The sequence below is a fragment of the Cyclobacterium xiamenense genome, from assembly GCF_009467825.1.
Lineage (GTDB): Bacteria > Bacteroidota > Bacteroidia > Cytophagales > Cyclobacteriaceae > Cyclobacterium > Cyclobacterium xiamenense.
The window spans coordinates 22,343-43,189 of the sequence record NZ_WIOK01000011.1; the positions used below are offsets into that span (position 1 = coordinate 22,343).

Consider the following 20,847-nt stretch of genomic DNA (forward strand, 5'->3'; position numbering starts at 1 on the left):
TCTAAAAAATTACAAGCGTTTAAACCAATACCCAAAATCCCATGAAACATGTTTTATTAAAACCGATTAAAAATCTGAAAGTCAGATTGCTGGCCTTTGGAATTTTATGCTTTCTGGTAGCACATACCGGCTATGCTTTTGACAGTGTCAAGAGTATCGAAGAAGTAATGATCAAGCTGGATATCAGGCAGGGAAGCCTGCAGGAGATTCTGGACCACATTGAGAGCAAAACTGATTACCGGTTTTTCTATACCGATAATGGTATCGACGATGAGCAGATATTAAAACTAAACCAGGTAAAGGGCAGTGTTGCGGATATACTTAAAGAGTTGGCTCGGGAAAAACGCCTTCATTTCAAACAGGTAAATAACACCATCAGTGTGCGTTTTCTTACCGAAAAAACCGCGCGAAAAGCGCTGGAAATCGTTGTGGAAGTGGCGGATATCGAGGTTTCAGGAAAGGTGGTGGATCCTTCCGGAGAGCCGTTGCCTGGGGTAGCCGTATCGGTATCCGGTACCAACATCGGTACCATTACCAATATCGACGGCGAGTTTACCCTGACTGCGCCGGAAGATGGTGTTTTGCAGGTATCCTATATTGGCTTTAGCACCCAACGGATTGAGATCAATTCCAGATCAATTATCAACATCACCCTTCAGGAAGACATCGCCGGACTGGAAGAAGTGGTCGTAACGGCATTGGGTATCAAACGAGAAGCGAAAAGTTTGGGGTACGCAACCTCTACGGTGGAATCCGAAGAAATGACCATCAACCGTACACCAAATTTCATGAACTCACTTCAGGGAAAGGTCGCCGGGGTAAACATTACGTCCATGGGTTCGGGACCACAAGGAAGTAGCAAGGTCAGAATCCGAGGCGTATCCTCTTTTGGCGGAAATAATTCCCCCTTGATCGTTGTAAACGGCGTACCCATCGACAATACCAACTTTGGTGTCAGCGGGGATGTTTCGGAAGTTGGTAGTAATCGAAACTCAGATAGTGGAGATGGACTGAGTAGTATTAACCCGGATGACATTACCTCCATGTCCGTTTTGAAAGGAGCAGCGGCATCTGCTTTGTACGGAGCCCGTGCAAAGGATGGGGTAATCATGATTACTACCAGAAACCGGGCCAGTGGATCAGGTATTCAGGTGGAATTGAATACCAATTACACGAACGATACGCCGCTTGACTTTACCGATTACCAGTACGAATACGGTCAGGGAGAGGGTGGCATACGGCCCAATTCGCCCCGACCGGTATCCGGTGTCTGGAGTTTTGGAGAGCGATTTCAGCCGGGTATGACACAGATTTTGTTTGACGGCATAGAAGTTCCCTACGAGCCCCAACCCAATAAAATCCGTGACTATTACCGAAATGGATCCACGTTTACAAACACCATTACGATTTCATCTGGCGGAGAGAACGGGGGGTTCAGCCTTTCGGCATCCAATATGGACAGCAAGGCCATCCTTCCGGGATCAAACTATAACCGGAAGACAATCAACATGGGTTTCACCCAAAACTTCAAGAAGCTAACCGTTTCAGGAAACATCAATTACTCCAAAGAAGACCGAATCAATCCTCCAAACATCGCCGAGCAGGATTTTAGTCCGGTGGTAATTTACACCTTGGCCAGTTCCATGCCCATGGATTTGCTCGAGCAATATGCCTTCGATGAAAATGGGGATGAATTTCCGTATTCCCGATTTACGAACCGTACCAATCCCTATTTTGCACTTTCCCGATTTGAGAACAACGTGCGTGACCGGGTGTACGGCAACATTACCGCCAGGTACGACATCACGGATTGGCTGTACGCGCAGGGAAGAATCGGGCAGGATTTTTTCTCCAGGGATTCGGAATACAATTTGCCCACTGGTTCGCGACGGCAGTCGGCGCCTCCTCCAGGCTTTGTAAACGGGCAATTTGTGCAGGACATGCGGACCTTCCGGGAAGTAAATGCTGACTTTCTAATTGGGATGGATAAAACGTTTGGCGATTTCGGGTTGTTGGTAAACCTTGGTGGAAACCAAATGTATCGGCGGCTAGATGTAAACACGCTTCTCGGGGAAAACTTCTATACCCGTGACTTGTACACCATTGGTAACTCCAGCAAAATCACAACCAATTACACCATTTCGGAAAGGCAGGTTAATTCACTCTATGCAAGTACCGAATTGTCCTACAAAGGATTCCTGTACGTAAATGGAACTGCCAGAAACGATTGGTTTTCTACCCTTTCTCCGGCGAATCGAAGCATTCTTTACCCTTCGATTACCGGTAGCTTTGTGTTTTCACAGGCCTTCGCTAACCTGCCCAATTGGATTTCATTTGGCAAACTTCGGGTAGCGTACGCGGAAGTAGGTAGCGATACGGATGTTCAACCCTATGCAAATAACCTGTTCTATAATATAAACCAGCAACAATTCCCCAATTCCAATGGCATTGCGCAACCGGTAGGATCCATCAGTGGATCGGTGGTTCCCAACGATAACCTTCGCCCCATGAGGGTCTCCGAACGGGAAATTGGGTTGGAGATGACGTTATTTGACAACCTCCGGTTTGAAGTTTCCTACTACGATAAGTTGTCTTCCGACCAGATCCTGCAGGCGCAGGTTTCGGATGGGTCGGGGTACCTCAACCAGCTGATCAATGTCGGTGAGAGTAAAAATACGGGGCTAGAAATGTTTGCAGCCATCTCCCCAATCACCGGGCCTAATTTTAACTGGAATTTCAGTGCCAATGCTGCGTACAACCAGTCCGAAGTATTGAGTCTGGGTGACGACGTGGAAGGCACGTTTATTACCGTTGGCCAAGCGGATTTTCACGGTGAGGTTCGGCAGGAAGTAGGCAAGCCCATGGCTCAATTGTACGGCTGGGGTTACCTTAGGGACGAACAGGGGAGACAGATCTTTGACCCAAATAATGGCCGCCCACTTCGTTCGACGGAGCAATTGAACTTCGGAACAGCCATTCCCATCTGGGTCGGTGGCTTCACCAACAGTTTTAATTACAAGAACCTGAATTTTACTTTCCTAATCGACTATAAACTGGGCCACAAAATGATTTCCGGAACGCATACCAACGCCTACCGGCACGGTCTGGATAAGGCCACCCTCGAAGGCAGGGATCAGGGATTCGTCGTGGGTGACGGAGTAAATCCGAATGGTGAAATCAATACCGCACAATCTCCCATTCAAACGTATTACGAGACCATCCGATCCGGAAGAATGTCGGAGCAGTCCGTTTTCAACGCCGGATCCTGGCAACTACGCCAAGTGACCGTAGGGTATGATTTTACACCGCACCTTCCGGATAACAACTTTATACGCGGTTTGCGACTGAATTTGGTTTCCAATAATGTCGCTGTTCTGAAGCAGTGGGTGCCCCATATCCACCCCGATCAAAACGGGATTATCTCCGACAATAGAGCAGGCCTGGAGGCCACAGGATTGCCGGTAACCCGAAGCATTGGATTCAACTTAAATGTTAAATTTTAAGAAGGAATTGCTTCAACGAAACATTGTTATATCCGATTAAACGAAACTGAAATGAAAAAGTCAACAATACTACACGTGTTTTTGGGGTTGGCGGTAGCCTTTTTCTCCGGCTCCTGCGACGAGGGCTTTGACGAAATGAATACCAATCCGGTTCGTCTTACCTCCATTGATCCCACCTTTCAATTGAATCAAGCCATAATTTCCAGTTCTCCGGGGTACAACAACCTTACCTATGAGACTACGATTGTCAGGCAGATGATCACCCCCTTCCAGGGAGTGGGTACCGGCGGAAACCTGAATCAGGACAACCGTTCAGCCACCCAGGGCAACTGGCAAAATGGCTACCGAAACATCATAAAAAACCTGGTAGACGGCATAGAAAACCTTCGGGATAGTCCCGAGCGCTCAAATCTACTCAGCATTATGCGTATTTGGAGAGCACATGCATTCATGATGCTGACGGATACCTACGGGGATATTCCCTATACCGAGGCTGGTTTGGGATACATTGAAGGAAACGTATTCCCCAATTACGATTCCCAGGAATCCATCTACACCGACCTGTTAAACGATTTGGAAGCAGCGGTGCAAACATTGAACGAAGCCAATGACCCCATCAACCAGGAGATCATGTACAGCGGCAATATCGGACAATGGCGAAGACTGGGCAACTCGCTGTTGCTGCGTGCCGCCATGCGCTTGGTGAAGGTAAACCCTTCTCGGGCACAGGAATTTGCCACCAAAGCAATCAACGGAGGCCTGATGCAATCCAATGAAGACAACGCCCTGGTGCGGCACAATGCCGATTACCGAAACAACGTGGGTACCAACCTAAACGGAGGCCAGGCACCTTTCTATTACCTCGATCAGGAATTTGTGAATTTTCTAAAAAGCAACAACGACCCGCGGTTGGAGTCCATTGCCGTTCGGTATGTCGGTGCCATGAGTGGGGGCGAACAAACGGAGGCAAATGCAGATCGCTCGCCAGAAGCGCAGGTAGGGATGCCCCAGGGATACGACAACACCACGATCATTCCGGTGGTGGAGGAAGCCGGGCTCGCCAGTTTGTTTGATTACAGTCAGTTAGACCGCAGGCGTCTGGGAAATCCCGAAGCGCCTAACTTTCTCGTGACCTATTCCCAAACCTTGCTACTTTGGGCAGAAGCGGTGGCGAGAGGCTGGGTGCAAGGAGATGCCGAACAGTTGTACCACGACGGGATTCGTGCCCATATGGAACAGATGGCGTATTGGCCTAACGATACCGAAATCGCTTCGGAGGCGATCGAAGAATACATTCAGGCGCATCCCCTGGAATCCGGCAAGGAACTGGAACTGATCAACACCCAATATTGGGTATCTTCCTTTCTGATAGGGCCCGAAACCTGGGCGAATTTTAGAAGGAGCGGGTACCCGGTGGTAAACCCAAATCCGTATCCGGGAAGCGATTTGCAATCAGAAGATTTTATCCGAAGACTGACCTATCCCGATTCGGAGCTAACAGTTAATTTTGAAAACGTGCAAGAAGCGACCAGCCGAATGGGTCCGGATATTTTGGATACCCGGGTTTGGTGGGATGTCAATGTAGGATTTTAGTCATAAAATTCTAACTTTAGTACTTCTTACCAAATAACCAATCCATTTGATTGCATGAAACACCTAAAAAATCGCTTACAATCCGGAGAAACCTTAATCGGTTGCTGGTTGAATCTAGGAAGTTCGGTTACAGCCGAGATCGTAGGGCTCTCCGGATTTGACTGGGTGCTAATTGATTTGGAGCATGGTGCAGGGGAGCCGAAAGACTTGCTGCACCAGCTTCAGGCACTCGAACATACCCGATCCACAGCCATTGTGCGGGTGGAGAGTTACCAAAAAGAACGCATTCACCGGGTATTGGACCTGGGTGCCGAGGGGGTCATGTGCCCTCGGATTTATTCCGCAGCAGAAGCCCGCCTGGCCGTCAGCGGCATGCATTACCCGCCCCTTGGAATCCGGGGGGTGGCAAAAATGGTTCGGGCAACTGGCTTTGGAAAGGATTTTGCCAGCTACAAATCCGGCACTGCCGAAAACCTGCTGGGCATCATCCAAATAGAAACCAAAGAGGCGCTGGATGATCTCGATGAAATTGCGACAACTCCCGGTGTTGATGTGCTGTTTATCGGACCGGCAGATCTTACCGTTGCCTTGGGAATTGACGGGGATTTAAATCATCCCCTGTTTCTGGAAGCGGTTGACCGGATTGTGAAAGCAGCCAAAAATGCTTCGAAAGCCGTTGGAATTTTAATCTTCGATCCTGCGGATTTCGAAAAATACCAGCGACAGGGGATCCAATTGATCGCCTGCGGCTCGGATGCCACCTTTGTGGCAGCAGGTGCCCGGGAATTGCATCAATCGCTAAGCCAGTTTAAAAATAGCCCTTCATGATTCAGGATCCCTTTTTCATTTTACTGGTAGGAATGCTGATCGTGGTTGGGGGGATAATCGGGGGAAAATTAAATCCGTTTATCGCCCTGCTTCTGGCGGCATTGGTGGTGGCCTGGATGACACCTGCTTCGGCCATTGTGGATTTTGCGCTAAGCAAAGGGCAGTCTCAGGCCGCTGCCGAGGCCCTTGCTCAGCGTTCCATCGGCGAACGAATAGCCGATGCCTTCGGAAGTACCGTCGGCAAAATCGGAATATTGATTGCCATGGCCGCCATCATCGGTAAATCCATGCTGATGAGTGGAGCGGCAGAACGGATCGTACGCTCCATCCTTGGACAGACGGGCGAGAAAAACGCACCGCTGGCTTTTTTGAGTGGCAGTTTTTTTCTGGGAATTCCGGTGTTTTTCGACACGGTGTTTTACCTGATGATCCCACTTGCCAAAGCGATGGCCATGCGGCTCAAGGAGAGTTACCTGTTGCTGGTCCTTTGCATTACAGCGGGAGCAGCGATGGCCAATTCCCTGGTACCCCCCACTCCTGGACCTCTTTTTCTTATCGCAGAAATGGACATTCCCATCGGCATGATGATGGTAGGCGGCTTTTTGATCGGCCTGGTTACCATCGCGGCGGGCTACGTTTTTGCGGTTTGGGCAAACAAACGAAATCCGATTCCCTTGCGCGATTCGCTGGATGCTCCGTTGAGCGAAATCCAATCGCTCGCAGACAAACCGCAATCCCAATTGCCTGGGCTAGGCCTGGCGGCTTCCCCTATTGCTATTCCGCTGCTGCTCATCACGGGAAGTGCATTTATCAGCACATTTTGGGGAATGGATCCCGGCCAAACTTCTCCGGTTTTTTTTGACTTGATTCATTTTCTTGGCGAAAAGAACATGGCGCTGATCCTGGGGGCGATGGCAGCCTTGCTCACGCTATTTTTGCAACGAAACAAGCAGGAAAAAGGAATGAAGGGGGCTGTACAGGCCGCTCTGACTAGCGGGGGGGTGATCATTTTGATTACAGCGGCCGGAGGCGCTTTTGGAGCCATGTTGCAGCAAACCGGAATCAGCTTGAAAATCGCCAGTCTAACGGAAGGATACCAGATGGCCCTGATACCCCTGGCTTTTTTTATCACCGCATTGGTACGAACGGCCCAGGGTTCCGCTACGGTCGCCATGATTACTGCTTCGGGCATCTTGTCTGGCATGTCGACGGCGGGGTTGGATTACCACCACCTGTACCTGGGGCTATCCATTGCCTGTGGCTCCAAACTCATTCCCTGGATGAATGATAGTGGTTTTTGGATCGTATGCAAGATGAGTAACCTGACCGAAAAGGAGGCACTCAAAACCTTTTCCCCCTTATTGACGATCATGGGCTTGGTAGGCTTACTCACGATCATGCTTGCCGCAAAAATACTCCCTTTGGTATAAAATATATGACATAAACCCATTCAAAAGATGAAAAATTTCCTGAAAAATCAGCAGCGTAGAAAATTTGTCAAGCTAGTTGCATCCGGAACAGCCGGAGCATTTGCTACCGGATCCATGGCTTTTGGGGCCCAGGCAAAACCTGATCGAAAGCCCGTCAATCCGGCGGTTCCGAAGAAAAAAGTATTGATGAAAGTAGGCTGCCAATCCGGCGGGACAAGCGAAGAGAATCTGGCCTTTAAGGCCCGACACGGGGTGTACAACCTGGACGGAGGCATGCCCAAATTTATCGAGGGCAAGGGTTGGGATCTGGAGGACTCCCTGAAAAAGCGGGAGGCCTGCGAAAAATACGGTATCAACCTGGATGCCTATCACTTACCCCTGACTTCTGCTGGCATTGATCGGGTGATCATTCCCCACATCATGATGGGCAAGAGTCCCGAAAGAGACCGGGAAATCGAAATGGTGCAACAGATGATCGAAGTGGCTGCGAAAACGGGGGTCAAGTTATTGAATTACAATACGACCATACTGCCCGTATTGCGAACGGGTAGAACCATTGACCCCACCCGGGGATTCGCCTCCTACAGCACCTGGAATTACCAGGAAGCCCTGCAACGGGAACAACAGTTGACCAAGGCAGGCAGGGCAGACGCGGATGAAGTTTTCGAAAGAATTACCTATCTTTTGGACAGAATTCTACCGGTAGCCGAGGAGTATAAAGTCAAATTGGGCAATCATATCGCCGATCCGCCGGTACCAGATGCCTATAACGGCATCATGCGCTGGAACAGCCCGGAGGTGTTCGAAGGCATCAAGCGATTTGCCCAATTGTACGACAGCCCGTACCACGGCTTTAATTTCTGTATCGGTTCAATAGCCGAAGGCCTTAGGGATCCTGCAAACGAAATTTTCCCCATAATCGATTGGGTAGGAAAGCGAAAACAGATCTTTAACGTGCACCTGAGAAACATAAAAGGGAATTATAATAATTTCCAGGAAGTCTATCCGGATAACGGAGAGATGAATTTCTTTCAGGTGATGCGGGCGCTGCGGGATGTAGAATTTGATGGCATGGTCATGCCCGATCACGTGCCCCAGCACGAAGCAGAAGGAGCAGGTTTGCAGGCCTTCGCTTTTGCTTATGGACACATTATTGGGATTCTTCAGGCGCTGAAAGACGAAGCCTGAAAGGATTCCAGATCGATTCGTTTGCCCTTGAATAGTTAATTTTAAGATCAATAAACGAGTAATTGTTATGAAGAAAGTAGGATTTATAGGGTTGGGAATCATGGGAAAACCCATGGCAATCAATTTATTGAACGCCGGGTACGAACTGCTGGTACTCGAAAGTAGTAAGGCAGCCGGAGCCCTAACAGCGAAAGGAGCAAAGGCTTATTCCACCTCTAAAGAGCTATCAGCGAATGCCGATATTGTCATCACCATGCTGCCGGATTCTCCGGAAGTATCGGAAGTGGTATTTGGCCCGGATGGAGTACTTGCAGGAATTCGGTCGGGGACTGTGTTTGTAGACATGTCTACGATCGCACCTTCTACTGCCCGTGAGGTAGCCACAGCCATGAAAGAAAAGGGCGTGGAAGCGCTGGACGCTCCCGTTTCCGGAGGACAGGTAGGGGCCGAGTCGGGCAATCTTTCCATCATGGTTGGGGGAACCGAACAGGCATTCGAGGTCGCAAAGCCGCTTTTTGAAGTCATGGGTAAAAGTGCCGTTTTGATAGGGGATGCAGGTGCGGGACAGCTGACAAAGGCCTGCAATCAGATGATTGTCGGAATTACCATTCAGGCGGTCGCTGAATCGTTTTCGCTGGCGAAAAAAGCCGGAGTGAATCTGGAAAAGATGCGGGAAGCCTTATTGGGTGGCTTTGCCCAAAGCCGTATCCTGGACTTGCACGGACAGCGCATCATTGATCGGAATTTTGAACCTGGTTTTAAAATCAAACTTCACCGCAAGGATATGAATATTGCCTTGATGGCGGGTAAGGAATTTAACGTACCCTTGTATGGATCCGGGCTGGTTGCCAGCCAAATGGATGCTGCCCTGGCCTTGGGATTCGATGAAAAGGATCACAGTGCCCTTGCGCTGCTTATGGAGAAACTGAGTGGCATTGAATGAGTTTTCGCATCGAAGAAATACAGGAATGATTCACGAACAATCAGGCAGTGGTCCGCGGATTCGTGCCGTTCGGATTACGCCCATTGCGATTCAGGACCCCCCCTTGCTCAATGCGGCCGGACTGCATGCACCCTTTGCATTACGGACGGTAGTGGAACTGGAGACCGAAGATGGGGTAATCGGCATCAGCGAGATTCCCGGAAACGAAGCCACGAATCAGGCATTGGAAGAAGCTTCCAGACTAGTAATCGGGAAGGACTTATACCAATTGAATAAACTCCAAATGGAGTTAGAAGCCTATTTTGGTAAAGATTCGGTAACAGATAGGGGAGATGCGCCCTGGGATCAGCGAAAATTGGTCCACGTGTTTTCTGCCCTCGAAGTGGCTTGTCTGGATTGTATCGGAAAATTGGTCAATCGCCCGGTAGTAGACCTTTTGGGAGGCAGAATGAGGGATTCGGTCCCCTTTGCCGCCTACCTTTTTTTCAAATACGAAGGAGCCGGCGGGGACTGGGGATTCTCAAAAGATCCCGGCGCCCGGGGATGGGACGCTGCCCGGCAGGAGGCAGCGGTTGATCCGCAGGGCATAGTAAACCAAGCCATTGCCATGTGCAAGGAATATGGATTCCAGTCCATCAAGCTGAAAGGGGGGGCCTTTGAACCGGAGTTAGAAGTAGCCTGTATGCAAGCGCTCTATCGGGAATTTGGTCCCGCGATGCCATTGCGTTTTGACCCAAACGCCATTTGGAAGCCAGAAACCGGCTTGAAATATGGGAAAGTAATGGAGCCCATCCTGGAGTACCTGGAGGATCCGGTAAGGGGGCAGGAAAATATGGCCTGGCTCCGGGGACAAATCAAAACTCCCCTGGCAACGAATATGTGCACGACTTCGTTTGACGAAATACCCTCGTCCATCCGTCTTGGTTCGGAAGACATTATCCTTAGTGACCACCATTTTTGGGGTGGGTTGCGCGCGTCCATGGAGCTTTCTCGGGTTTGTAATGTATTTGGCAGGGATCTATCCATGCACTCAAATAGTCATCTGGGCATTTCCCTGGCGGCCATGGTGCATTTGGGTGCGGCGCTTCCAAGGCTACGCTACGCCCTGGATACGCATTACCCCTGGCAGTCCGAAGAAATCATCACCGGTGGTCGATTTGCGTTCGATAATGGAGCGGTGCACGTCCCTTCGGGTCCCGGACTGGGTGTGGAATTGGATAGAGATTCCCTGCAAACGCTCCATCAGAATTATCTGAAATGTGGCCTTAAGAAGCGGGATGATCAAGTCGAAATGCAAAAAGTGCATCCCGATTGGACCTTTCAGAAAATCCGCTGGTAATGTAAAAAAAATGCAGTAGTAGGGGTAAATAGAATCGAAGAAAATGATTTTTACAAAAAATAATCCGTTAGCCATGCAGAAGTATCTTCTATTTCAGGTGATTACGCTTGCCCTCCTCGGCGGTGTAGGCCTGGAGCAGATTCAGGCCCAGCAAATCAGTAAAGAGGAACTGCTTTTTTTGACACCCGAATGGACCGGGGAGCGATTTGACGATGGGCGGCCCAGAGTACCGGATCACGTATTGGAACGGATGAAAGAAGTTACCCACGAGGAAGCCTGGGCAGTGATGAAAAACGAGGGCTACCGGTATCAGTACGCAGAAGGATGGGAAACCATCAATCCGGATTCGGTCCTGGTGGGCAGGGCGTTGACAGCTACGTTTATGCCGGGTAGGCCGGATATTCACGGAGCCATCGACAAGCGTGGGAAGGAAGCGGGCAAAAAAGGACAAAATGCCTGGCCCGTGGACTTGTTGGTGCCGGGAGACGTATACGTGGCCAATCAATTCGGGCTACATATCGGTGGTCCCACGATAGGCGATAATGTAGGGAATGCGATATACACCAATTCGGGAAACGGGATCGTGTACGATGGAGCGGTTCGGGATATCAACGGGCTCAAGGAGATCGGTGGTTTTACTTCCTATTTTACCAGCTACCACCCCTCACACCACAACCAATCCGGTGACTTGAATACGATGCTTACGGGGATCAATACGCCTACCAAAATCAGACAGGTTACGGTCATGGCGGGCGACGTGGTTTTGGGCAGAGACGGCGCCGTATCCTTTATCCCCCCTCATTTGGCGGAAAAAGTGGTCGTCACCTCTGAGATTGTCCGGCTTCGGGACATGTTTGGGCACCAGCGAATCCGGGAGGGTGTCTACACAGCCGGACAGATCGATACCCGGTGGGCAGACGAGATCGAAAAGGATTTTTCTCAATGGCTGACCGATCGCATGGATGATTTACCGGTGCCACGGGAGCAGATTCAGGAAATCCTGAAAAACAGAACCTGGTAGAACCAGAACGAATCGACGCTACCCGCCAAAAGGTTCTGGGCAGCATGCGTTCGTTCAGGTAACAAAAACCTTAACTAACCCTTTTTATGAAAAAAAAAGTCAACAGAAGGTCCTTTTTATCTAAAACCGCATTGGCGGGGCTGACGGGAAGCGCCTTTTTTTCCAATTTTGGTTCAGGCCTTACAGCCGCCGTGGAAAATATGCCCCAGGCATCCAATCCCTCCGACCTGAAAATCACGGACGTTAAGTGTGGGTACGTAAGAGGGGCACTTTATGTAAAAGTATACACCAACCAGGACGTTTGGGGCTGTGGAGAAGCGGTGGATGCCATCCATGGCACCTATCACCTGGTCAAACGCTTGGGAAACCAACTCAAGGGGGAAAATCCTTTGAACCCCAATCGGCTGGCCGAACAACTGCGAAAGGGGGCTTTTTTCGGAGGCGCTCAATCCGGCGTATTTGTAGCCGTCTTGACGGCGATCGAAACGGCACTTTGGGACATCACCGGTAAAGTATTTGGTGTGCCGGTGTACCAGCTGTTGGGCGGAAAATTCCGAGACAAAATACGCGTTTACTGCGATACGGCCTTGTATACTGCGACCAATCCCAGCCCGGATGATTACGCCAGGGCGGCCAGAGGAGCGGTGGATCGGGGCTACACCGCCGTTAAATTCGACGTGGACGACGGAAGGGACCCCAACAAATACGATCGCTTTAACTGGACAGCCAGTCCAAAGGAGATTGACCGCATGTACGATGCCATCGCTGCAGTCCGACAAGAGGTAGGCCCCGGAATTGATGTTTGTGTGGACATGCACGGGCGCTACGATTTCATCACCGGCGTGAAAATGGCCCGCATGTACGAAGATCTGGATTTAATGTGGCTGGAAGAACCCATTCCGGCAGATAATCCCGATTTGTACAAAAACCTCACGCAGCAAACCTCAACACCCATCTGTACTGGGGAAAATGTGTACCTGGCCTACGGGTTTGTCAATCTGCTTAGTCAGGGAGGCGTAGACATCATCATGCCGGATATCCAAAAAGCCGGTGGACTAGGAGAGGCCCAACGTATTGCCAACCTGTCAAATCTTTATTACGTGCCATTCAGCCCCCACATGGTGGCGTCATTTTTGGGGGCCATGGCTGCCTGCCACGTTTGTGCCTCGGTTCCCAACTTTCAAATCATGGAATGGCAAATCTACATGGATACGGATCAGCTTTGGAAGGATATCGTTACCTATGATGGTCCGCGAACGGAAAATGGATTCATTACCCTTTCTGAAAAACCCGGAATCGGGGTGGAAATCAACGAAGAGGGGATGAAAAAATACGCGGTAAAAGGAATTCCCTTTTTTGAATAAACCAATCACAACCAATATACCCAAAAATCATGAAACCAATGGATAACCCCAAATTTAAGGACCTCTTTAAGGTTCCGGCCGCTCAGGAAAACGTATCTAAAAAGGAAACATCCGCGGAGGTACCCGACAAAATCCCCCAACGACGGGATTTTTTGCAGAAGGCTGGTCTCGGAGGACTGGCTCTGGGTGCCTTTATGTTTCGGCCTATCGAAGAAACGCTGGCCCATACGACAGAAAAAGTAAACCGGTATTCCAATCCATCGGAGTTGCGCATCACCGATCTGCGAATAGCGGAGGTAGCCGGGGCGCCCATGCGTTGCCCCATTATCCGCATTGATACCAACCAGGGCATTTACGGTTTGGGAGAAGTCAGGGATGGGGCCAGTGCCCGGTACGCCCTGGTCCTGAAAAGCCGTATTTTGGGAGAGAACCCCTGCCAGATTGAGCGCTTATTTAAAAAAATCAAGTTGTTTGGTAACCACGCCCGGCAGGCGGGTGGGGTATGCGCTGTAGAAATGGCGTTATGGGACCTTGCCGGGAAAGCGTATAATGTACCCGTCTACCAGATGTTGGGCGGAAAATACCGGGATGCCATCCGGCTGTATTCGGATACTACCCAATCCAACGACCCGGAAGTTTTTGCCGACCGACTTAAAGGAAGGGTAGACAAAGGGTACACTTTTCTAAAAATGGACTTTGGCGTACAAATGGTCCGTAACAACGATGGCTCAGTGGTAAACACAAAGGCCTTTGATAAAGGAAATGCCTGGGCTTCCGAATACGGAAGCTATGGAAGGACGGCCCATCCTTTTACCGGCATACAGCTTACAGATAAAGGAATCGAGGAAATGGTCGCTTACGTGGCGGCAGTCCGAAACAAAGTGGGCTACGACATTCCGCTGGCAGCGGATCACTTTGGCCATTTTGATTACAAGGAATGTATCCGGTTGGGTGAAGCCCTGGAGCCCTACCGTTTGGCATGGCTGGAGGACATGGTCCCCTGGTTCTACACGGAAAAATGGAAACAAATCACCGATGCGATCAAGACGCCCACGCTTACAGGAGAGGATATTTTCTTGAAGGAAGAATTTATCAAACTAATCGATGCCCGGGCAATCGACATGATTCAACCGGACCTCGCCTCCTCTGGAGGTATCTTGGAAACAAAGAAAATCGGAGATTATGCCGAGGAGCAGGGAATTCCCATGGCCATGCATTTTGCGGGCACGCCGGTTTCCTTTATGGCAAACATCCACTGCGCGGCCGCAACGGAAAATTTCCTGGCCCTGGAACATCATTCGGTCGACATTCCTTGGTGGGAAGACATGGTCAAGGACATTCCCAAGCCCTTGGTAATCGACGGTTTTGCAAAGGTGCCGGAAGGACCGGGTTTGGGTATCGAACTCAACGAAGAAGTGATCCGGCAGCACCTGGTGGAAGGTACCGAGTATTTTGCGCCCACCGACGAATGGGACACCGACCGATCGAACGACCGTTGGTGGAGTTGATTTCCGCGGGGAGCATGGACCTTTCCTGTAAATAAGGTAGGAGACAGGTTGCATTATTACGTTCTTTTGCACAATTTGACATGAATTAACCATTTAATCCTAAAATGATGAAGAAAATTGCATTTATTTGTTTCGTTTGGCTCCTGGTGGGAAGCATACAGGGTAATGCGCAGCAGATTTCACCCACACCCGAACAAATCAGAGCACTTACCTCTGAATGGGATGGGGAACGTTTTGCTGACGGAAGGCCAAAAGTTTCTGACCAATTGCTTGAAAGGCTAAAATCCATTTCGATGGAGGAGGCCTGGGGGATCCTGCGAAACAAAGGCTATCATAATCAATTTGAAAACGATTGGATTATACTCCACGAGGATCAGGTAATGACCGGCAGGGCCGTTACCGCGCAATACATGCCCTTCCGGGATGATGTAAACAATCTGGTAAAGGAAATTGGTAAGGAAGAAGGACGTGCACAATCCGGAGGCACCAACTCCTGGCCTATTGATGCACTGGTAGATGGCGACATTTATGTAGCCGATGGATACGGCAAAATTGTCGACGGGACACTGATTGGAGACAACCTGGGGAACGCCATTTACGCCAACTCAAAGCGCGGAGTGATCTTTAATGGATCCGTTCGGGACATGGCTGGGTTGGACAAAATCGACGGATTCAACGCCTGGGTAAAGGGACACGATCCCTCCTATATCCAGGAAATGATGTTAAGTACCATCAATTATCCCATTCGTCTCGGCAGGGCAACGGTGTTACCGGGGGATGCCGTCCTTGCGAATAAATGGGGAGTGATTTTTATTCCAGCACATTTGGTAGCCGACCTGGTTATCAATGCGGAATTCACGGCCTTAAGGGATCAATTTGGACACCTCAGATTGCGGGAACAAAAATACACTGCTGGAGAAATCGATAGCCGATGGAGCGAGACCATTAAGGAAGATTTTCTGAATTGGCTGAAAAACAAGCAGGACCTTCCCATGAGTCGGGAGGAACTGGACGCCTACCTGAAGGACAGAAACTGGTAACTGCTGACAGCTGGATCTCCGGAAATGGAGCCTTAACCTGCACCGTTCGTTTTCCGTCCCATTATGGGAGGGAGTTTCAGGAGATACGATGTCGGGATAATTGGGCTCATTGTTTTGAAACAGGGATTTTCTTTCGGGAGAATCCCTTTTTTTGTGGATACTTCTACCAATTTAATTATCTTGGATTTCTTGAGTAAAAATAACCCAAAATCACCATGAGCAACAAATTCATTCTTCTTCGTCTGGCCCTGGCGTTTACTATCTTTTTTTTCGTATTCCCGACCCCTTCCTCCGGCAACACTGGTTTCGCGGAGAAACCATCCGAACTGGATAGACCCAAGAAATACCTATATGTTGCCGTCCCCGGAATTCGGAATTACCTGGGTTATGGCGGCCATGGGGTGCTGGTCTTTGACATTGAGTCAGGACATCGCTTTGTTAAGAGGATTCCTATGCGGGGGTACGCTGCGAATGGCAAACCCTCCAATGTGAAAGGAATTGCTGTTAGTATTCCCCTAAATAGTCTTTTTATAAGTACCTTGGAAGGAGTGCAACGCTTGGACCTGAAAACGGAGACACTTGTTTGGGAACGGGCGTACGAAGGAGGGGCTGACCGCATGTCCATATCTCCGGACGGAATGACCATGTATTTGCCTTCCCTGGAAAAGGATTTCTGGAATGTAATTAACTGCGAAACGGGCGATCGAATTGCCACCATTCCCGTGCACGAACGGGCCCACAATACCATTTACGGCCCATCGGGTTTCTACGCCTACCTGGCCGATATCAATTCGCCTTACCTCCATGTAGCCGATACCCGCTTGCATGAAGTGACCCGTAAAATCGGTCCTTTTTCTCATGGGATTCGTCCTTTTACCATCAACAGCGAGGAATCGCTGGTATTTGTAAATGTAAACGAACGGCTTGGATTCGAAGTGGGAGATTTGCAGACCGGTGAAGTGCTTGCAAAAATCCAGGTGGAGGGCTGGGATAAGGGGCCCGTACGCCGCCACGGAAACCCCTCCCATGGAATTGGCCTAACGCCAGATGAATCAGAGATTTGGATCTGCGACGGGCACAACATGCGGCTGCATTTGTTTCAGGCTTTTCCTCCCTACCAGCAATTGACGACCATTCCGCTTCAGGACATGCCTGGTTGGATTACCTTCAGCTTGGATGGCCGCTTCGCCTATCCTTCCAGCGGGGAAGTCATTGATGTGGAGACACGAAAAGTCCTTCATTTGCTTCAGGACGAGCACCATAATTACGTGGCAAGTGAAAAGATGATCGAGTTGCATCTGCTTAATGGCGAGGTACAGGCGGCAGGGGACCAATTTGGACTCGGAAGAAAACTAACCATCAGTCAAGAATAACACCAATCAATTCATACATACGAACGCTTTTTAACACATTATGAGCAAAGAAGAAATTATCATTCGGGATCAACTGAAGGAAACGTATGCAGATGTCTACACGAACGAGGTACTGGAAGCGCTGGGAGGCCTGGCTCCGTTTAACCAGGAGGTAAAAAAACTGATGGAAATTCGGTTGAGAAGGCGCAAAGAGCGTGCACAAAATGGAAAACGCATCGATTTCTTAAACCCCGAGACCAATATTCCCGGAAGCAACATCAAGGTACAAGATGCCAGAGCGGGTAATTTTGAGGGTGCAGTCATACCCGGTGATTTGCAGCGGCAGTGGATACAAGGAACAGGTCCGGGTGCCAAACCCAACGCTTCCTTGGAAAGTAGCATCCGAAACGTGGCCTATGCGTTGCTTTCGGGTGCCGATGGGTGGATGTTTGATGGAGAAGATGCCCTGGGCCAGGTAACGACCATGTCTCTGGACAATCAGCGGAACCTCAAACTGGCCATCCATGGTTCTCCGGTATTTCTTTCGGTGGCGGAACGGGTCGCCGGGCAAATGAATGCATGGAGCAAAGCGTTTTTTGGCGAGGAAAAAATTACGGATTGGCGATCCCAATTGGGTTTTACTACCAAAATTTTCCGGGCAAGGGGGCTGCATTTGGATGATAGACACATTGAATTGGCAGGCGGGAATTCGTTTTCGGCGGCTATAGCTGACCTCACCTTGTACGTCACCAACAACTACCGGGCACTAATGGATGCCGGGTCATCGGTGGTCCTGTATTTACCAAAGATCCAAACCGCTGAAGAGGCGGGATTGTGGAACCGCCTGATCACCGCACTGGAGGAACACCTGGGATTGCCGATTGGTACGGTGAAAGTATACGTCTTGGTGGAACAATTGGAGGCTACGTTCCAGTTGATGGAAATTCGGGCGGTTTTGGGAAAGCACTTTGTGGGATACAACACCGGCCGCTGGGATTATATCAATAGCGTATCGGATGCCCTATCCTGGGATCAGGAGTTTATCAATCCCAATATAGAATCCATAGGCATGACCTATGGGTACATGCGAAATTACGAAGATAGGGTACGGAGGGCTGTAAATACGCCCGATAGGCAAGGAAACTACGCCTTATGGCAGGGAGGAATGGAACCGAATATCCCGGTTGGATCTGAAGCGGGGGTTCAGTCCAGCATGGAAAAGGCACTGGCCGGAGCAGGAAGAGAACAGCGGGAAGGAGCCAGCGGAAAATGGGTGGCTCATTGGAAAATGGTGCACATCGTACGCCCCGTTTGGGAGCGTGTCGGCGAACCAAACCAAATGGGAAGGAAATTCCCACCGCTGGGCTATTCGCCCGAAGATGCGGCCGGATTGGTATTGCTGGAGGAGGCGCCACGGACCATACGGGGAGCAAGGAATCTGCTCAGTGTGGGCTTGCAATATGGGAATGCATTTGGTCAGGGGATGCAGGCGGCAGCGCTAAAGCCGGCGGATTTTTTCGGAAATGACGACGTTCTCTACCTGATGGAAGACATGGCAACGGGCGAAATTAGGCTGAGCATTCTTTGGGAGTGGTTACATAAAAAAGCAGTCATCACGGAAAATGATCCGGAGTCTGGCGTCAAGGCAGGCGATGTATTTACCCTGGAATTATTTGAACGATTACTTCGAGAAGAGTACGATAAATTGCTGAATGCCAGTGATAAAGATGTACACGATTCGTCCAAAACCACCACCTTGCCCATTGCAAGACGAATCGTGGAAGTATATGTAAAAGAGTCTACCAAAATACCCTGGTTCATTGACTTATTAAATATTAACCTGAACAACTATAGCCAAAAAGAAGCGGAGAAGCGGATCAAGCTGTATGTGAAGCACCTGAAAGAAACAGGTCAGCGGATTACAGCAAATCTGGATTTTTCGGCTTGATTCTGACCTAATGAGCCTATGAGTCCAGACCTGATGTTTTTCCTTGCCATTTGTCCCATATTGGTGGCGGGATTGCTGTTGGTGGGTTTTAGAATCCCTGCCAGCACTGCCATGCCGATCACCTTTCTGCTGACAGTAGTAGTTGCCCATGTTTTCTGGGAGTTAACATTTCTTACCATTTTTGCGGCTGTTCTGCAGAGCTTCTTTATCACCTTTGACATCCTTTACATTGTTTTTGCTGCCATTCTCTTGCTTCATTTTCTAAGCTATTCCGGTGGGGTAGACACGATCCGAAATGGTTTCCAGGGAATTAGCCGAGACAAGCGCATACAGGTCATCATCATTGTCTGGTTATTTGGGTCCTTTATTGAAGGTGCTGCCGGATTTGGAACGCCTGCGGCCATTGTGGCTCCCTTACTTGTAGCACTCGGCTTTCCGGCTCTTTCAGCGGTGATTTTGGGATTGATGGTACAGAGTACGGCGGTGACTTTTGGAGCCGTAGGTACACCCATACTGGTCGGAATCAGAGGGGGCTTGGAGAATCCGGAGTTGACAGAAAGGTTGACTTTGTTGGGTTGGGAATTTTCTGAAGTATTGCTAAAGGTAACGGCCAATGCAGCCATTATTCATGCAGTAGTTGGAACCTTGATGCCGTTTTGGATGGTGCTGATGCTGTGTCGGTTTTTCGGAAAAAACAAATCCTGGAAGGAAGGTTTGCAGGTTTTCCCCTTTGCCTTGTTTTCCGGTTGCGCCTTTACCTTTCCCTACCTGTTGACAGGCCTGTATTTGGGACCGGAATTTCCCTCGTTGGTGGGTTCCCTGCTGGGGCTGGGCCTGGTAGTGACTGCGGCGAAAATGGGTTTTTTGCTTCCCAAAAATACCTGGGATACCGAAGCCGAAGGGAATTGGCCGGAAAGTTGGAAAGGCAGCATGGATCTCCGTTCGGGTAACGGGTACTCCTCCGAACCCAAAGCAGCGATTTCCATGTACCGGGCCTGGATGCCCTATCTGATTTTGGCCGGCTTATTGGTTATTAGCCGGCTACCCCAGTTACCACTGAAAGGTTGGCTAACCGGAATTTCGGTGGGTGTTGAAGACATACTGGGTACAGGTATTTCTGCGAGCAGTAACCCTTTGTACCTTCCCGGTACCTTGCTTTTGGTCGTTTGTTTGCTTACTTATTTCTTGCATCGAATGAACGGCCGGCAGGTTCGCGCGGCTTTTGGGGACAGTGGCCGGATGATTGTAAAGGCCGGTCTGGTGCTGTTATTCGCCGTTGCCATGGTTCGGGTTTACATTAATTCGGGAGAAACTGCTTCCGGGCTGGTGAGCATGCCGCTGTTGATGGCGGAATGGACTGCGAGAAAAGTGGGAATGGTGTATCCGTTTTTTGCACCGATGATAGGGGCGTTGGGGGCTTTTATCGCCGGAAGTAATACCGTTAGTAACCTGATGTTTAGTCTGTTTCAATACGGCGTTGCGACCAATTTAGGCATGGCACCTACCTGGATCCTGGCCTTGCAAGCAGTGGGGGCCGCTGCCGGTAACATGATAGCCATCCACAACGTGGTGGCCGCCTCTGCTACAGTAGGCTTGTTGGGAAAGGAGGGGATTGTGTTGAGAAAAACCATTTTCCCTACCCTGTACTACCTGGTCATGACCGGTTTGATCGGTTTGGTACTTGTTGGACTTATTGGCGTGGTGGATCGTTTTCTGATTAACGTCTGATTCTATCAATTAAATACATGATAAATTTGATTATCATCTAATTAATTGATATATTGATATAT

At 49.7% G+C, this 20,847-nt stretch carries 14 protein-coding genes; all 14 read left to right on the top strand.

Features of this window, described 5'->3' with window-relative positions; all coding sequences use genetic code 11:
- Positions 1-41: 41 nt before the first annotated feature.
- The 14 genes from GCU44_RS10180 (at position 42) to GCU44_RS10245 (ending at position 20,785) form a co-directional block, all read left to right on the top strand.
- On the top strand, positions 42-3,503 hold the full coding sequence (locus GCU44_RS10180; protein WP_154856307.1) for a SusC/RagA family TonB-linked outer membrane protein: 3,462 nt from the start codon (positions 42-44) through the stop codon (positions 3,501-3,503).
- 51 nt (positions 3,504-3,554) lie between these two features.
- Positions 3,555-5,096, top strand: coding sequence for a SusD/RagB family nutrient-binding outer membrane lipoprotein (locus tag GCU44_RS10185; protein ID WP_154856308.1), 1,542 nt, complete (start codon positions 3,555-3,557; stop codon positions 5,094-5,096).
- 54 nt (positions 5,097-5,150) lie between these two features.
- Positions 5,151-5,924 (top strand): HpcH/HpaI aldolase family protein, encoded by a 774-nt coding sequence (locus GCU44_RS10190; protein ID WP_154856309.1) that lies wholly within the window; start codon positions 5,151-5,153, stop codon positions 5,922-5,924.
- Positions 5,921-7,354 (top strand): GntP family permease, encoded by a 1,434-nt coding sequence (locus GCU44_RS10195; protein ID WP_174238247.1) that lies wholly within the window; start codon positions 5,921-5,923, stop codon positions 7,352-7,354. The genes GCU44_RS10190 and GCU44_RS10195 overlap by 4 nt, the downstream gene beginning before the upstream one ends.
- A 27-nt stretch (positions 7,355-7,381) precedes the next feature.
- A complete protein-coding gene (locus GCU44_RS10200; RefSeq protein WP_154856310.1) occupies positions 7,382-8,542 on the top strand; it encodes a mannonate dehydratase in 1,161 nt (386 codons plus the stop codon).
- Positions 8,543-8,609: 67 nt separating this feature from the next.
- Positions 8,610-9,485 (top strand): 2-hydroxy-3-oxopropionate reductase, encoded by an 876-nt coding sequence (locus GCU44_RS10205; protein WP_154856311.1) that lies wholly within the window; start codon positions 8,610-8,612, stop codon positions 9,483-9,485.
- A 25-nt stretch (positions 9,486-9,510) separates the two neighbouring features.
- Positions 9,511-10,824 carry an enolase C-terminal domain-like protein gene (locus GCU44_RS10210; RefSeq protein WP_154856312.1) on the top strand — a complete coding sequence of 438 codons (1,314 nt, stop codon included), beginning with the start codon at positions 9,511-9,513 and terminating at the stop codon, positions 10,822-10,824.
- 73 nt (positions 10,825-10,897) lie between these two features.
- Positions 10,898-11,845, top strand: a complete 948-nt coding sequence (locus tag GCU44_RS10215; protein WP_206670827.1) for an RraA family protein — start codon at positions 10,898-10,900, stop codon at positions 11,843-11,845.
- An 86-nt stretch (positions 11,846-11,931) separates the two neighbouring features.
- Positions 11,932-13,209 carry a mandelate racemase/muconate lactonizing enzyme family protein gene (locus GCU44_RS10220; RefSeq protein WP_154856314.1) on the top strand — a complete coding sequence of 426 codons (1,278 nt, stop codon included), beginning with the start codon at positions 11,932-11,934 and terminating at the stop codon, positions 13,207-13,209.
- Between the two features lie 38 nt (positions 13,210-13,247).
- Entirely contained in the window at positions 13,248-14,717 is a 1,470-nt protein-coding gene (locus GCU44_RS10225; protein ID WP_092170291.1) for a mandelate racemase/muconate lactonizing enzyme family protein, read from the top strand.
- Positions 14,718-14,824: 107 nt separating this feature from the next.
- Positions 14,825-15,757, top strand: coding sequence for an RraA family protein (locus tag GCU44_RS10230; protein ID WP_394366486.1), 933 nt, complete (start codon positions 14,825-14,827; stop codon positions 15,755-15,757).
- A gap of 215 nt (positions 15,758-15,972) precedes the next feature.
- Entirely contained in the window at positions 15,973-17,130 is a 1,158-nt protein-coding gene (locus GCU44_RS10235; protein ID WP_194201671.1) for a YncE family protein, read from the top strand.
- 40 nt (positions 17,131-17,170) lie between these two features.
- Positions 17,171-19,057 carry an aldolase/citrate lyase/malate synthase family protein gene (locus GCU44_RS10240; RefSeq protein ID WP_154856316.1) on the top strand — a complete coding sequence of 629 codons (1,887 nt, stop codon included), beginning with the start codon at positions 17,171-17,173 and terminating at the stop codon, positions 19,055-19,057.
- An 18-nt stretch (positions 19,058-19,075) separates the two neighbouring features.
- A complete protein-coding gene (locus GCU44_RS10245; protein WP_154856317.1) occupies positions 19,076-20,785 on the top strand; it encodes an L-lactate permease in 1,710 nt (569 codons plus the stop codon).
- The last annotated feature ends 62 nt before the right edge of the window (positions 20,786-20,847 follow it).